A 16,061-nucleotide genomic window follows, 5' to 3' on the forward strand; every position below is an offset into this window, starting at 1 on the left:
AACAATCAATTGTTAACCTTATAAATTATTTTGGTTAACAATTGAAATGATCTAACGGAAGGTGATATCTTGTGACACATTATGAACGGCTTGCAGCTATAAATAAGGCCCATTTATGGAACCCTTTTACGCAGATGAAAGATTACAATAACTCTGATCCTCTCATCATTGAACGAGGCGAAGGCGTCATGCTCTATGACGTCCAGGGACGTGCTTATTATGATGGCTTCTCCTCGGTTTGGCTTAATGTTCACGGACATAACATACCCGAGCTGAACCAAGCCATAACGGATCAGTTGGAACGTGTTGCACATTCTACGTTACTCGGAATGGCTAATGTGCCAGCTATTGAACTTGCTGAGAAACTGGTAGAGATTTCCCCAGAGGGATTAAATAAAGTATTTTATTCTGATTCAGGAGCAACCGGTGTCGAGATCGCAGTGAAAATGGCGTTTCAATACTGGAAGAACCGAGGAGAAACCGGTAAAACGAAGTTTATCACGATGAATCAAGCCTATCACGGAGATACGATTGGTGCGGTGAGTGTCGGTGCAATTCCGTTGTACCATGATGTGTTCCGTCCCATGCTATTTCCTACTCATGTCATTCCATATCCTTACATTTATCGACATGAGGACGGCGAGCGGGAAGCCATGGAAGCTACGCTAACCGCATTGCGTAATGTACTTGAAACCAGTGCAGATGAAATCGCGGCTATTATCGTGGAGCCGATTGTGCAAGGAGCTAGCGGCATTCTTATTATGCCGGAGGGCTGTCTACGCGAGATGGCAGCACTTTGCCGTGCATATGGTGTACTGTTCATAGCCGATGAGGTGGCGACAGGCTTCGGCAGGACAGGTGCTATGTTTGCTTGTGATCTGGAAGAAGTTTCACCTGATTTGATGGTGATAGGCAAAGGCCTTACAGGGGGCTACTTACCTGTGGCAGCGACACTGGCAACAGATGAGGTGTACAGCGCATTTTATGCGGATTATGAGGAGCAAAAAACATTTTTCCACGGTCATTCCTTCACAGGTAACCCGCTCGGTTGCGCAGTTGCTTTGGCTAACTTGAAACTATTTGAAGAGCGCAACCTAGTGGAAGGTGTAAGAGCAAAGGCGGCTTTTGTAGAGCAGAAGCTCTCAGTACTTAAAGATTCTCCGCACGTCGGGGATATCAGGCAGAAGGGATTGATGTTAGGAATTGAGCTTGTACGGGATAAAGCAACTCGGGAACCGTACGATTGGGCCGAACGTATTGGCGTTCGGGTAACGGAGCGGGCCAGAGAGCTTGGCATGCTTACGAGACCCCTTGGCAATGTTATTGTGTTCATTCCTCCTCTTGCTAGCACAGAGGCTGAGCTTGAAGCAATGATTGATATCTTGATGCAATCCATTTTTGACGTCACCGAAGGTGGTTTGGAATCATGAATGGTTTTCGCGGATTATTCGTAACAGGTACGGACACAGGGGTTGGGAAAACAATCGTTACAGGGGCTCTTGTTGCTGCGCTTCGTGCTGAAAAACGGAATATAGGCGTCTGGAAGCCCGTGCAATCCGGTGCACTTCTTGGTAGCGGAGAAACCGATGCAGAACGCCTGTTGCAATACACTGGAATTGATGAGCGTGCCGAGGATGTGGCGCCATTTACATTCCAAGCTCCACTGACCCCGATGCTCGCTGCTAAGCAGGATGGGGTGGATATTACGTTACAGGAGATTATCAACGCGGGTCAGCCGCTGGCAGATCGATACGAATCGGTACTCATTGAAGGAGCAGGCGGTGTCGCTGTCCCTCTGACCGAAGACTCTTTTGTGGTGGATTTGATCTCGGAGCTTCGAACACCGGCCCTGATCGTTGCGCGGACAGGTTTAGGTACGATTAATCATACACTTCTTACAGTGTCATACCTGCAGCAGCATGGGGTACCGATCGTAGGTTTTATTCTTAACGATGGTGAATCTGACGAGATTTATAACGATTCCAGCATCACAACAAACGCGGAGCTGATTGAACGTTATTGCGGCATACCCTTTCTTGGACATTTTCCCCGCTTAATGGACGAGATGAATACGGAAATGTTGATCAAGGTGATTCGAGAGAAGATCCAGTTAACACCGATCAGACAGGCATTAACAGTTCAATCCATGGAGGAGGAATGAAGATGAAAACAACGGTAACTAATCTAGAATGGTCGTCGCTTGCGAATCGATCGTTGAATGGCGAATGTTTAACAATGGAAGAAGGACTTGCCGTGCTTGAAGCAAGCGATGATGAGGTACTGCCGCTAATGCAAGCGGCTTTTCAAGTGAGGCAATATTTTTACGGCAAAAAAGTGAAGCTGAATATGATCATCAACGCCAAAAGCGGCTTTTGTCCCGAAGACTGCGGTTATTGCTCACAATCCATTGTATCCACCGCTCCCATCCAAAAATACAGCTTGCTCGACAAAGAAACGTTGCTTGCAGGAGCACATGAAGCTATGGCGCGTAAAGCAGGAACCTATTGCATTGTAGCTTCAGGGAAAGGTCCCACGAATAAGGAGCTGGATCAAGTGGTAGAGGCGGTAAAAGAAATCCGTGAAACGATGCCCCTTAAAATCTGTGCTTGTCTAGGAATCTTGAAGGACGGTCAAGCAGAACGTTTAGCTGAGGCAGGTGTGCACCGATACAATCACAACTTGAACACAAGCAAGGCCAATTATCCATCCATAACCACAACGCATACCTATGACCAGCGAATTGAAACTGTGGAAAAGGTTAAAGCATACGGCATGTCTCCCTGTTCTGGTGTCATTATCGGTATGGGTGAGAGTAATCAGGAAATTGTTGAGATGGCTTTCGCGCTCCGTAAGCTTGATGCGGATTCAATTCCGATTAATTTCCTGAATGCAATACCGGGGACCCCTCTGGAAGGAGCAGGACGCACTCCGGCTATGAAGGCGCTTAAGGTACTGGCACTATTTCGGCTCATCTGTCCATCTAAAGAGATTCGTGTTGCGGGTGGACGCGAGATCAACCTCCGTACATTGCAACCTTTGTCACTGTATGCTGCTAATTCACTCTTTGTAGGTGATTATTTAACGACAGCAGGTCAGGAAATATCAAATGATCATCAAATGATTGAAGATTTGGGTTTTGAGATTGAGTTAAATGCACTATAAGGCGGTACGGAATATGAACTGGATGGAAAAAGAACTTGCGTTATTGGCTGATGCCTCCAATGAACGTTACTTGCGTGATAGTGCCGCTGTTCCAGATTCTCCTGGGTATACGTGGAGAGGAGACCGAGTGCTACTCAACCTGGCCTCCAATGACTACCTGGGACTTGCTCGACATCCCGCTATCATTGATACAATTCGCGAGGCGCTTCTTACCGAAGGAGGAGGCTCGGGCGCATCTCGTCTTGTTACTGGGAATCGACCACCTTATGGTCGTCTGGAAGAAGCGCTTGCCACTTGGCAGCATAGTGAAGCCGCGCTTGTTTTTGCCAATGGTTATATGGCTAATTCTGGTGTCATTCGTGCACTCGTGGGCCGGGGTGATGTCGTTTTTAGTGATCAATTAAACCATGCCAGCATCGTGGACGGTATTGTGCTGAGCCGCACGGAACATGCCCGATATCGGCATAATGATATGGAACATCTGAAGCTATTATTGAACAAATATCGGGATAAACGACGTAAGCTGATTGTCACGGATGCCGTCTTTTCAATGGATGGTGATCAAGCACACTTGGAAGAGCTCGTTGCGCTCAAACAAGAATACGGGGCAATGCTGATGGTGGATGAGGCGCACAGCGGGGGCATCTACGGGAAACGGGGTGAAGGACTTTGCTTTAAGCTTGGTCTGCATCATGATGTGGATGTGCATATGGGGACGTTTAGCAAATCATTCGGTTTATATGGAGCTTATGTCTGCGGCAGCAGAACATTAATCCGCTTTCTCGTTAACAAAGCAAGGCCGCTCATCTATTCAACGGCATTGCCGCCTTCTCTGGTAGCTGGTATATCAACAGCGTTAACTTTGGTACAAGCGGATCATTGGCGCCGGGAACGCCTCTACTCGGCAAGTCAATTATTTCGTTCTTCGCTTAGTGATGCCGGATTTAACGTTGGGACCGGGGACTCCCCTATTGTGCCGATAATTGTCGGTGATAACGAAAGGGCTCTTCGTTTCAGTGAGGCACTTGAAGCAGGCGGTATTGCTGGGATTGCCATCCGACCGCCTACCGTTCCTGATGGCACAGCGCGAATCCGCTTCTCCTTATCTGCCGACCATACCCCTAAGGAACTGAATGATGCCAGTGCACGAATCTGTAAAATCGGGCTGCAGTTAGGGGTGCTGAGCTTATGAATGCCTTGGATATTAGTCCACTGCAAATTGAGCAGGAGACAAGTGGAACCATACTATGGCTAACGGGATGGAGCATGCCTGATGCGGTGTTTGACCGTCTTCGCCTGTTATTGCCTGAATTTCGTCATATGTCTGTAGATTATAGTGTTGCGGATTCTCCAGAGGAAATCCTGTGTTTAACTGAAACAGCAGTTAGAGACATGTTAGGTATTGAAGGGTCAGTTTGCAGGGAGAGAGTAGCACACGGTCCGCTTCTGATATCAGGTTGGTCGCTCGGAGGTTTACTGGCGCTCAGACTAGCGGCTAAAGGTTACGTGGATGGCCTTGTGCTGTTCGGTGCAACGGCTCGTTTTACCCGCTCAAAAGAAGAGTTTGACCGCGGCTTAGCAGATGCATACGTTAGGCAGATGATCAAAGGGATTTTAAAGGATCGACACGCAGTTGAAGCCAATTTTCGAAAGATTATGTTTACGGAGCAAGAACGGAAAGTAGGTCTTGCTGAATGTCTACCTCATACGGGTAGCTGGACAACGCAAGCGCTACTGGCAGGCCTTCAGCTTTTGAGAAGCGAAGAATGTTTGTCTCAATTGCCCAATATCGATTGTCCGGTTCTTCTTATTCATGGGACTGAGGATAGGATATGTCCTTACGGTGCTGGATTGGAGCTTACAGCTCATTTACCTCAAGCCAAGTTAATTACATTAACAGGCTGCGGGCATGCACCCTTTTTGGGAAAAGAAGTACACATCGCTGATGAATGGAGGAGATGGTGGCATGACCATTGGAAGAAGTAGTGTTGTTCAACGCCAATTTAATCGTAGTGCCACTTCTTATGATGCACATGCTCATATTCAGCGTTCTATGGCTGATCAGCTAGCAAGATCCCTCGCTGAATGGAAGAACAAAGGGTTCTTAAGTGATCCGAGCATTCTCGAAATCGGTTGTGGCACAGGGGCTTTGACTCAAATCCTAGTAAATGAATGGCCTAATGCGAATATTACTGCACTTGATATTGCACCCGAGATGATCGAAGTGGCTTCAAAACGGTTCCGATCAGCAGAGCATCCAGACACTGCGAATGGTACAACGGATCGTTTACGTTTTCTACAGGCGGATATTGAGACATGGGCCGTAAATGCATCGGAGTGCTCAGTGGATATCATCGTCTCCAACGCCTGTTTTCAATGGCTAAGTTCGCCGCAAGAAACAGTGAGTCATCTGAGGCGAATGCTACGCCCCGGAGGTTTGCTCATATTTACGACCTTCGGGCCTGGTACATTTCGTGAGATGCATGAGGCATTTAATGAAGTTTATCGAGCTATCGGGATGGAACCACAGCGACATGGACTTTCGTTTCATTCACCTGTTCAATGGGAGATCATGCTTCAGGAATCCGGATATTCTAGTTTCCATTGTGAGCGTTCGATTCATATGGAAAAGTATGCTTCCGCAAGAGATTTTCTATATTCGGTTAAAGGAATGGGAGCCAGCACCTCAGAAGCAGCAACGATTCCTGGGTATAGCTTACGACGTTTGTTCACCAACATGTATAAGAAGTATGAGGACAAGTTCAGCATACAGGGAGGAGTCTCTGCAACATATGATCTCCTGTTTATTCAATCCGTAGCTCCTTATTAACCCTATACCTGAGAAGGAAGAATCAGATGAAGCTCCAGCAAAGACATCAGTTCTTCGACAATCTCCTGTGCCGGATAAGGCATGGAATTCATGATCCACCATTCCAGCAGCCCAGCGGCGGCAGAAGCAAGAAATTGTACAGTGATCTCCCGATTGATACCTTTGTGAATGCCGCACGCATCAACCTGCTCTTCCACTCCCTGAATCAGGATTTTCATCAGCCGGTTTCGAAAGGCAGGAATGCCTTTTTGGGTTAATAGCGTGGTATAAACGGGAGCATGCTGCTCCAGGTAACGGAAGGTTGAGAGTAACGCCTCCCTAATAGTCATAGGCGTTGTAGGACTTTCCACCATACAGCTCTCCACCAGCTGCTGCAAATACGTCTCAATGCTTTGATCTAGCAGATCAAACTTGTCCGTGTAGTGCAAATAGACGGTACCACGGTTCACATTGGCCCGATCAGCAATCTCATTAATCGTAATTTGCTCGAAATCCTGCTCTTCTAACAACCCGATAAAGGCATCGGTTATGGCTTTTCTTGTTTTGACCACTCGTCTGTCCATGGCTCCTCCTTTGATGTATTCAACAATATGGATCCATTCGTTGATTATTCAACAATAACGGATATTTTAGCGATTGAAGCGTTGCAGATGCTTTGTTACTCTTATTTTATCAACAAATGTTGATAAAGCAACGAATATCCATAAAAATTTGAAATAGAGGGATAACTAATGAATATATTAGTGTATGGCGCAGGCGTTCTGGGCAGTCAGTTGGCGCAGGTTCTGGTACGTGGGGGAAATGACGTCACCATTCTGGCTAGAGGGAAGCGGGCAGAGGAAATGGAGAGAGCTGGTATTGTCATTCGTCATGTGTTCCAGTTTAAAACGACCGTTGATCCAGTTCGGGTAACAAGAACGTTGGAAGAGAATGATGAATATGATCTTATTTTCGTGGTTATGAAGTATAACGATTTTCCATCGGTGCTACCTATTTTGGCAGCCAATCAGAGCAGGAACTTGGTGATCGTCGGCAACAATGCAGATGCACGGAGCATGCAAATCTTTTTGGCGGAAAACAGCAAGGTGGAAAAAAGGATAGCGTTTGGTTTCCAGGTCAGCGGTGGGCGGCGGCAAGAAGACCGGATGTTATCCATTGGTGGAGCAAGCGGGCAAATGGTGATTGGTGGACTGGACGGTGAGATTGCCTTTAAATCGATACTGGGTCAAGCTTTTGAGAAGACGAAATACAAGTTGAATTACCTGGACGATATCGATGCCTGGCTGAAAAGCCATATTGTGCCCATTCTGATGCTTAATGCGGTGAGCTTTAATGAAAAGCGTGAGATGATCAAGCTGGACGGAAGCAGAAAGCAAATCCAACATATGATTGGGGCGATGGATGAGGGCTTTAGCGTGCTTGAGGCTATGGGCATAACGATTATACCGGAGATTCAGGCGAAACTGATTCGCAAACATCAGCGGATGTTTTACCTTCTATTAAAGATGTATAGTATGCTTCCGATCTATAAACTGGTTGCGGGTTCTTTTGGGGAGATCGAGGCGTTAAATAATGCATTTACAGAATGGAAAAAGGCTACAGGTGTACCAACACCGCATTGGGAGATCTTGAAAAGGGACTATTCCATCTTATAAGCATGATCAAAGCAACTTCCTATTGCTCTTACTTCATTTACAGACTACAATTAAACCAACTAATAAAATGGGGATAAGGAGATATGTAGATGCGGGAAGTGCCTATGCGCTATGTCAAAGCGAACCAGATCGGGATTGTGCTATTTGTTGTCCTGTCATTTCTGTTCAACCAGCCGTTAATTCTGGGAGCATTATGGATCATCCAAGTCATTGGTTTGGCATCCGGAGGCAAGCTTAATCTGTTTGTGCAGATTGGGAAGGCCGTGTTAACGGGAAAAGGGACAGAGACACAGGCAGTGGAACTGCAACGCTTCAACAATGTTCTGGCCGTATTGTTTCTTACGCTGGCACTTGTCTCATTCGGCCTTGGTTGGCAGGTAGCGGGTTATATTTTCTCGTCGATGCTTCTCCTTGCTGCAAGTGCCGCATTGCTCGGTTACTGTGTGGGCTGCACCGTATATTTTTGGTATAAACAGTTCCGTGCTGGCAGAAAGATTGGTTTTTAAACTATATGTGATTGCAAAAACAATCCCCTCCAAGTTCTGTATCTACTTGAAGGGGATTTTACTTTTTTTATCTAAACCAGGCCTTGTTTAAATTGTTCGTAAAATTACTATCGTTCAACGGAACATTGGCACTGCCAAAATCGGTCGTATTCAGAGCATTGCGTGCCGCAGACGTCAGATCATCCCAGCCGATCAAAGGCTGCGTTCCACCCACGGTTCCAGTCACACCAAGCTCATGATTTAGAGGCCAGGTACTATTGTAACTAATCAAAGGATTAGTACCGTTTAGGTTCGTGTTACTTGGTGCAACATTCGTGAACTGCCCATGTCCTGAATAGGCGATGGAGAGGATTTGAGGATTTTGTGCTGCGGGATTATCTACCCATACAACGATACCTTCCCAGTCATGACGATGGCCGAGACCGGAGGAAGGGGAGTCTTTCGGGAAATACCATGCGTACATAATAGCCCATACGCCATTATGCCATGCCGAACGGGAGTACACTTGCCCTCTGCTTGAGCTGCAGTTGCCATTAGGTGAACCGGAGGTTTGCAAGCCTGCATTGGTATTACCCTGTTGATCCACGGCGGGGAATGGAACACATCCATGGTAGACTTTTAAGTAGGGTTGGAAACGCTTGGCTGTTATTTGCGTGACTGTGACGGGAGTTACTTCCTGGAATCCGACAACCTGATCATGGTTAATGACTGCCGCTTCAACGTCTGTGACAAAGGGAATACAGGCCAAGAGCGAAACCATAAGCAATAATACGATTTTTTTCATTCGGTGATCTCCTTCATGGGTATGATATTGGAATGTGTTGAGGATGCACTAAGACTATATTGGAGAAGGTTTCATTTTATTTGTCATCTCATTCAGGTTTTTGTAAATTTTTGCAGGATATGGTTGTTCTCATGATTTGAGAGGGTATAAGACTATTTCCGGCCCAAGCGGGCAGAATGGTGATGGATGGTTATAAATGACAGGAAATCCATAGGATTAGATTCAAGAGGAGTGCTAGAGGTTTATTTTGTAAAGGATAGACAAGTTCGGAAGTGAACAGAGAGCATGCTCGTCATTGCTGGAGTGGGATAATTCTTAAGGTTTTATCGTTATTGTTATCCAGATGTAAAATTTCGTTATAATAGATATGAAAATAATTACTTATGTATCACAGGCTAGGACATCTTCACATTTGATGATATGATAGTACATAAAGGCTTTGGAATGAGACGGAATTCCTTATGCATATATATAAGTAGAGAAAAGTGTTGGGGCAGGATTAACGGACGTGAGTCATTGTGTAAAATGATGCCCGACTACGGTCACTCTCAGATAGTAAGAATATGAGGTCGTTCAGACTCATGGATAATGTGGAATAGGTGGCGTATGAGATGAAAAAAGCTCGCTTGATATATAATCCGACTTCAGGCCGGGAAGAAATGAAGAAACGTCTGGCTGATATTTTGCAGCGTTTGGATCAAGGTGGTATTGAAGCCTCGTGTCACGCAACAACGGGTGAGGGAGATGCAACCCGGGAAGCGGAGCTGGCGATTGAACGAGGATATGACATGATTATTGCTGCTGGCGGCGACGGTACGTTGTATGAAGTCATTAACGGCATGGCCGAGCGGGAGAATCGTCCTCCGCTGGGTGTATTTCCTTTGGGAACGACGAATGATTTTGCGCGTGCGCTCGGTATTCCGAGGCAGTGGGAAGATTACGTGGATCTAGTCATTAACCAGCAGCTTCGTCCGCTCGATCTGGGCAAGGCGAATGATAAATATTTTATCAATATTGCGGGCGGGGGTTCGTTGACCGAACTGACCTATGAGGTGCCAAGCCGTCTGAAAACGATGATTGGGCAACTGGCCTATTATATGAAGGGTATTGAGAAAATGGCGAGCCTGTCTCCGCAGGAGTTGGTTATCCGTGCCGCGGGTCAGGAAGAAATTCATGATGAATTCATGCTGTTCCTCATTGCCAATACGAACTCCGTTGGAGGCTTCGAGAAGCTGGCTCCGGGTGCGACCATTGATGATGGTCTGTTCGATGTGATCGGTGTCCGCAAATGTAATCTGGCTGACATGATTCGCCTCGTAACCCTTGCGCTGCGTGGTGAACATCTGAACGACAAGAAGGTCGTTCATTTCCAAACGGATTATATGGAAGTAACGTCGCCGGGCTATGTGCAGTTGAACCTGGATGGCGAGTTGGGCGGCACATTGCCTGCGACATTCAAGAACCTGCGTCATCACCTGATGTTGTATCGTTAAGCGTAGTATGGATCGGAGAGAAAATGTGATTTCCTGTTGCCGTGGGCAGTGGGATCACGTATAATCTCATGGTGCCTGAAAATGAATGGAATCTCCCTTGAACAAGGGATGAACATATATGAAGAAAGAAGTGAATGTACGTTGTCTAATACGAACCGCAGCGGTCGTGGAAAAAACCGCCGGAATTCGGCTACCTCTCAGGGGCAAGGGAATGCTTCAGCATCCCGTCAGCCGAGCAAATCATCTCGTCCATCTACACGTCAGCAAGGGAAAGAGGTGCGGCCACAAGGCGCATCTCTTTCTGCCGTTCGTCCGAAGGGACGGGAACGTGAATCTGCACCAATCGAAGGACTTCCTGTAAGTAAAAATGAAGAGACCGTCATCGACATCATCGGTATGAACCATGACGGTGAAGGTGTCGGCCGTGCCAATGGATACACGCTGTTCGTGCAAGGTGCGCTTCCGGGCGAAACCGTACGCGTGAGAGTGATGAAAACCAAGAAGCAGTACGGTTACGCCAAACTGCTGGAGATTGTGAAGGCAAGCCCGGATCGTGTATCCGCGCCTTGCCCGATCTACGATCAGTGCGGCGGATGCCAGATCCAGCACATGAGTTACGCCGGACAGCTTGCGTGGAAACGCCAGCTGGTGGTGGATAATTTGCAGCGGATCGGCAAATTGAACGTGATGGTTGAGGATGATGAGCAGGCAATCCAAACTGAACAAACTTCTACTGAAGAACAAATGAACGGCAGCAATCGTATTCGCCTTCGCATGGAAGGTGTCATGATCGAAGATGACACAACGCAAGGTATCCGTGTGCTGCCAACGATGGGTATGGACGAACCATGGCGCTATCGCAACAAGGCACAGGTGCCTATCGGTGCAGCCGAGGGCGGCTTGGTGGGTGGTTTTTACGCCAAAGGAAGCCATCGGATCATCGATATGGACACCTGCCTCATTCAGCATGAGCATAATGACGAAGTGGTCGCGAAGGTCAAGGAACTAGGAAGCCATTTCGGTATTAGCGCATATAACGAAGAGACAGGACGCGGTCTGCTGCGTCATGTGGTTGTGAAGAAGGCTTTCCGTACTGGTGAGATGATGCTCGTTCTCGTCACGAATGGCCGCGACATTCCACACAAGGATGCATGGATTGGCAGTATTCGTGAAGCGATTCCGCATGTGGCGAGCATTTGCCAGAACGTGAACAAGAAGCAGACCAACGTTATCTTCGGCGATGAAACCCGCGTCCTGTGGGGTCGTGACGTGATCTATGATTATATCGGTGATGTTCAGTTTGCGATCTCAGCGCGTTCGTTCTATCAGGTCAACCCGGTGCAGACGGAAGTACTTTATGGGAAGACGGTAGAGTACGCAGGACTGAGTGGTAAAGAGACTGTCATTGATGCCTATTGCGGCATCGGTACGATTTCTCTTTTCCTCGCGCAACATGCCGATCAGGTGTACGGGGTAGAGATTGTACCCGAAGCAATTGAAGATGCTCGCAGCAATGCGGTGTTGAACGACATGAAGAACGTGAAGTTCGAAGTGGGTGCATCGGAAGATGTCATCCCTCTTTGGAAAGAGCAAGGCATCGAAGCCGACGTCATCGTCGTAGATCCACCGCGTAAAGGTTGCGATCCACGTTTGCTGGATACGATTCTGGAAATGAAGCCGGAGCGAGTGGTGTATGTGAGCTGTAATCCGAGCACCTTGGCACGCGACCTGCGTGTACTGGAGGATGGCGGCTATCGGACGGTTGAGGTAACGCCGGTGGATATGTTCCCGCACACGGTGCATGTGGAGTCGGTGGCGATGTTGGTTAGGGTGTAGTGTTTTGAAGCTACATTTACCTGTTTTAATATAGCTAATTTGCCCGAGGCTTCTAAAGCTCGGGCTATAATTGTTTTAACCGAAGTCATTCATTCAGCGAAGGGTATTTGATGAGGCTTCCGTTCGACGGATGATAGTTTTATATAATCATTAGTAGAGTTGATCTTGGTCTGAACAATATGAAGTTTTCCAGTTTATCCGTTTTCGATACTTGTGTGTTGTTCAGTGTTTTCTAATGCCGAGGTAAGACGTGGCAAAGGTATACCTAACTTTTTGGCTTCTCTCACAACTTCAAGTACTGCAAAATTGGATGTACTATTATTGTATTCAATGAAAAGTCGTGGTAAGCTGCCCTTTGCAAAAATGACCTTGTTAAACAGCGTGCCGATAAGTGCCGGTGGGATCTTGGTCAACAGTAGAGTAATCGCGTCCATCTTTGCGCCTCTTGCTTTAAGAACAGGCTTCATTTCCCGCATACTCTTGCCGACATTTGTGAATGAGTCACTATGATTCAAGATTGCTGGGAAACTTCCCCGTTTTAACACCTCGGTCTCCATCGCCGCATTCATGGCATAGTGATTCCATAACCAGCTTTGCATATCCTTGATCCAATTGATTTTAAAATGGGCGCCTTCAAATAGTTCTCTGACCTTGTTGTTTATCTGTTCCGTGCCTACCCGTGGTTTTTCCAGAAATATCATTTTTAAAAAGCCGCCCCTAAGCTTATTGTCCTCAATGCCGCCTCCTGCTCCTGGGAACCCAAAGACAACATTGTTCATAGACAGGGGCAAGATTGATGATTTTAAATCCTTCCAAATATTATTGAATATTAGGATAGGGGTGTTACCCGCAGTAGTCGAAAGTAATTTTGCTGCTTCGGGAAGTTGCTCTGTGTTGACACTCGCAATAATGAGATCGTAATTTGGGCTTATCTCCTCATGCAGCTTGATTTTCCAGCTTTCTTGGATGAATTGTTTCCCTTTTCGTGCGTCCCACATTTCAAGCGCTATATGACTTCCGAACTTTTCTTTTCTCCCTTTTCTAACGTAAAACTCAACGGTATGCCCTGCCTTCTCTAAAGCCCAAGCGTATTGGGTCGATATTACACCTCTACCGAAAAATAAAATTCTCATCTTAGCCTCCTAATATCCATATTCATCCTTGTTAATGATCCAACAACGTGTTGTATAATGTTATTGTATAGATTCACTATACGGTCATCAACCATCAGATTTTTAATATCTGTCGTATAATCAATTGAACAGAAAATGGAGGTCAATCATGAATAAGCAACCTGAAATTACGGACAAAACAAGGCAGACATTCATAAATGTATTCTGTGATTTATATTGCCGAAAACCAATCGAAAAGATATCCATTCAAGAGATTGCTAAACAATCAGGATATAATCGGAGTACATTTTATCAATACTTTACAGATATCTATGAGTTGTTGGACTGCGTTGAAGAGCGTGTTTTGAAATCCATTAAGGAGGAAATGGCAGGCAGAGAGTTTTCTACACATACTATCCAAGATGCACTTCAATGCTTGGAAAATGCAGAGGAAATTTCAGTTCTTAAAGCTATATTGGGCGACTATGGTTCTGTTCATTTTGTGGAACGCTTGAAAAGAGAAATTCCCTTTGAGCGATTGATTGTGGATTTTCCAACAGATGATGTCTTGGCACCGTATATCATCGAGTTTTACATATCAACATTAATATCTATGTTTCGCCTTTGGATACACAGAGACAAAGATCTATCGTCGGAAGAATTGATCAAGCTGATCGATAGTCTATTTTCAAAGGGGATAACACCGTATCATATCTTTGGCACGGTCAATCCGCAGCGTTCTGGAGTGTAGCGATGATGGTTAGAAAGCTAAACATAAACAGAAGGGGTTCGAGAATTTATACATAATTCTCGAACCCCTTCTTGTCTTTGTTTCAATATCATCCATTAATTATAGTAGTCTAATACACATGCACACCCGTACCAAGTACGGATTTATTTTGTACGGAATTACCGGATAGATATACCTTTTGAAGATTAGGCAGCTGGCTTAGGGTCTCGATATTGGAAATGGCATTGTTCTCGAGATGAAGCTCTTCTATGGCCTGCCAGTGACTCATAAATTCGAGAGAAGCCAAATTGCTGTCTTGCAGAGTGAAGGAACGTAGAGCGGACATTTTGGCAAAGTAAGACATCATTTGGTCAACCTCAGTAACAGAGGTGTTGTTTATGCTGAAATATGGCTGTTCTAAGGTCAAATGCTCTAGTACGCCGTTCTCTGCGGCCGATTTTTGTCCGAAATTCAGCCTACACTCGGAGCACACCAAAGATTTCACCTGCTTCAAACGAAATAAGGCATCGCTTTCCTTGAACAGTGACGAGTCGTAAATGTTTAGGGTCTCTAGGCGGGACAAGCCGTCCAGGGCGCCAAGATGGGTTATTTCACTGATCTCCCAAAGGGAGAGTTGCTCCAGTTTCGGGAATTTCCCCAGCGTAGCCAAGTTTAATTCCCCGCTTCCGCCCCGGAGCGTCAGGCTGGTTGCGGCGGGCGCCTTTAGCCCCGGGAGAAAGGAGCCTGGGATTTCCACCCGCATAACATTTGGCAATGTCAGCGCTTCTGCTTTCTCGTAGTAACCGGACAACGTTAATTCCCGCAGTGAAGACAGACTGTTTATGGTCTTTACCGAGCCAAGCTGACTTAGAGAAGCCAGGCGTAGTTTAGTAATGGAGGCCTTGCCGGCCAAGCGCTCCAGGCTAGAAAAGTTTACGTTTTCGAGATCAAGCGTTTGTAGAGCAGGCATATTTTGTACAAAGTCGATGGACTTTACATTCGTTAAGAAGGACAGCCGAAGCTCCTGAAGCTGGGTCAAGGCGTATAGCGGCTGCAGGTCTGTGGCTTCACTGTAATGTATGGACAAGGACGATAGCCCGGTCATGGACGACAGCCATCCCAGTTCATCGACAAAGGTGAGCGACAGGGACTTGAGCGGCAGCTTGTTCAATAGAAAGAAATCCGTTACGGATTCATCCACATAGGTAATGGATAACGAGCTCAGATTAGGAAATTCCAGCAGCATAGCCAATTCCTGATTGCTGCGAAGCTGAGTGGAAATTTCCGTAATTTTAGACTTGTCGCCAAAGTAGCCCGAAAATGTACTAAAGGATTCGTTAAAAGCGCCTCCATAACTTTTTAATCCGGGCATATGGGCCAAAGTGGTTTGGTCCGTCTGGGAGATTTCATAGGTATTCGTCAGGTCCAATGCCGTCAGTCCCTTAAAAGCTTCAAAATCTCGCTGATCGATCTCCTGGCTATTCAGTTTCTTGTCCTGAGTAATATAAGTGATCTTCTCGGCCTGTTCATCGCTGAAGGGATCAGAGAGGCTATATGTAAACTTCCACTGATCATTCTCCGAATGCTCTACGGTTAAATAGCGAAGACGAGCCAGTTCCTCCTCTGTCGGCAAGGCGGACCCTTTATCGAAGATATCTCGCAAAAATGAGAGCAAAACCTCGCTTTCAGGCATCTTTCGCACAGGCAGATTAGCTTCTGTTTTTGGATAGGTGGAGCTGTTGCTATAATAAAAATACGTACCGATGGCGCCAGTTAGGACTAACATCAGTATCAGCATTAGCTTTACGGAGACGGTCTGCTTCAGCGGTGCTTTAGGGGGCGTTCCGTGGTAATGATTAATGGTCTGGTCTACGTAATAGACATGATTTTGCTTCAATAAAAGCTCTGTTTCACAATAGGGACACTTTAAAATTTCACCCTCTTTGTATTCAA

General features: G+C 46.3%; 15 protein-coding genes. 11 read left to right on the forward strand and 4 right to left on the reverse strand.

Annotated elements, in window-relative coordinates:
- Positions 1-71: 71 nt before the first annotated feature.
- The 6 genes from bioA to bioC are packed head-to-tail and all read left to right on the forward strand — an operon-like array spanning position 72 to position 5,992.
- Positions 72-1,430, forward strand: coding sequence for an adenosylmethionine--8-amino-7-oxononanoate transaminase (gene bioA, locus CRO25_RS27805; RefSeq protein WP_079697192.1), 1,359 nt, complete (start codon positions 72-74; stop codon positions 1,428-1,430).
- Positions 1,427-2,161, forward strand: a complete 735-nt coding sequence (bioD, locus tag CRO25_RS27810) for a dethiobiotin synthase (RefSeq protein ID WP_079697193.1) — start codon at positions 1,427-1,429, stop codon at positions 2,159-2,161. The genes bioA and bioD overlap by 4 nt, the downstream gene beginning before the upstream one ends.
- A 2-nt stretch (positions 2,162-2,163) precedes the next feature.
- Complete coding sequence (gene bioB / locus CRO25_RS27815; RefSeq protein ID WP_079697194.1) at positions 2,164-3,162, forward strand: biotin synthase BioB; 999 nt, start codon at positions 2,164-2,166, stop codon at positions 3,160-3,162.
- A 13-nt stretch (positions 3,163-3,175) separates the two neighbouring features.
- Entirely contained in the window at positions 3,176-4,354 is a 1,179-nt protein-coding gene (bioF, locus tag CRO25_RS27820; RefSeq protein ID WP_079697195.1) for an 8-amino-7-oxononanoate synthase, read from the forward strand.
- Complete coding sequence (locus tag CRO25_RS27825; RefSeq protein WP_079697196.1) at positions 4,351-5,148, forward strand: alpha/beta hydrolase; 798 nt, start codon at positions 4,351-4,353, stop codon at positions 5,146-5,148. Before bioF ends, CRO25_RS27825 begins: the two co-directional genes overlap by 4 nt.
- Positions 5,129-5,992 (forward strand): malonyl-ACP O-methyltransferase BioC, encoded by an 864-nt coding sequence (gene bioC, locus CRO25_RS27830; RefSeq protein WP_079697197.1) that lies wholly within the window; start codon positions 5,129-5,131, stop codon positions 5,990-5,992. The genes CRO25_RS27825 and bioC overlap by 20 nt, the downstream gene beginning before the upstream one ends.
- 2 nt (positions 5,993-5,994) lie before the next feature.
- On the opposite strand, the gene CRO25_RS27835 is transcribed toward bioC, so the two are convergent.
- Positions 5,995-6,555 (reverse strand): TetR/AcrR family transcriptional regulator, encoded by a 561-nt coding sequence (locus tag CRO25_RS27835; RefSeq protein WP_079697198.1) that lies wholly within the window; start codon positions 6,553-6,555, stop codon positions 5,995-5,997.
- Positions 6,556-6,723: 168 nt separating this feature from the next.
- Here CRO25_RS27835 and CRO25_RS27840 point away from each other — a divergent pair, with 168 nt between their 5' ends.
- A complete protein-coding gene (locus tag CRO25_RS27840) occupies positions 6,724-7,647 on the forward strand; it encodes a ketopantoate reductase family protein (protein ID WP_079697199.1) in 924 nt (307 codons plus the stop codon).
- A gap of 89 nt (positions 7,648-7,736) precedes the next feature.
- A complete protein-coding gene (locus CRO25_RS27845; protein ID WP_079697200.1) occupies positions 7,737-8,153 on the forward strand; it encodes a DUF4395 domain-containing protein in 417 nt (138 codons plus the stop codon).
- 67 nt (positions 8,154-8,220) lie between these two features.
- Here the strand turns inward: CRO25_RS27845 and CRO25_RS27850 are convergent, their stop codons facing one another.
- Positions 8,221-8,937 (reverse strand): NPP1 family protein, encoded by a 717-nt coding sequence (locus tag CRO25_RS27850; RefSeq protein ID WP_079697201.1) that lies wholly within the window; start codon positions 8,935-8,937, stop codon positions 8,221-8,223.
- Positions 8,938-9,548: 611 nt separating this feature from the next.
- Between CRO25_RS27850 and CRO25_RS27855 the strand changes: the two genes are divergently transcribed.
- Positions 9,549-10,430: a diacylglycerol kinase gene (locus CRO25_RS27855; RefSeq protein ID WP_063568189.1), complete on the forward strand. Its 882-nt coding sequence runs from the start codon at positions 9,549-9,551 to the stop codon at positions 10,428-10,430.
- Between the two features lie 108 nt (positions 10,431-10,538).
- Positions 10,539-12,266, forward strand: a complete 1,728-nt coding sequence (rlmD, locus tag CRO25_RS27860; protein WP_079697254.1) for a 23S rRNA (uracil(1939)-C(5))-methyltransferase RlmD — start codon at positions 10,539-10,541, stop codon at positions 12,264-12,266.
- Positions 12,267-12,460: 194 nt separating this feature from the next.
- Here rlmD and CRO25_RS27865 read toward each other — a convergent pair whose 3' ends face one another.
- On the reverse strand, positions 12,461-13,399 hold the full coding sequence (locus CRO25_RS27865; RefSeq protein WP_063568188.1) for a ketopantoate reductase family protein: 939 nt from the start codon (positions 13,397-13,399) through the stop codon (positions 12,461-12,463).
- A 148-nt stretch (positions 13,400-13,547) separates the two neighbouring features.
- Here CRO25_RS27865 and CRO25_RS27870 point away from each other — a divergent pair, with 148 nt between their 5' ends.
- Entirely contained in the window at positions 13,548-14,129 is a 582-nt protein-coding gene (locus CRO25_RS27870) for a TetR/AcrR family transcriptional regulator (RefSeq protein ID WP_072735700.1), read from the forward strand.
- Positions 14,130-14,238: 109 nt separating this feature from the next.
- On the opposite strand, the gene CRO25_RS27875 is transcribed toward CRO25_RS27870, so the two are convergent.
- Complete coding sequence (locus tag CRO25_RS27875) at positions 14,239-16,005, reverse strand: leucine-rich repeat domain-containing protein (protein ID WP_256863766.1); 1,767 nt, start codon at positions 16,003-16,005, stop codon at positions 14,239-14,241.
- Positions 16,006-16,061 lie beyond the last annotated feature (56 nt).

This window comes from Paenibacillus sp. RU5M (assembly GCF_900221055.1).
GTDB classification, from domain to species: Bacteria; Bacillota; Bacilli; order Paenibacillales; family Paenibacillaceae; genus Paenibacillus; species Paenibacillus marchantiae.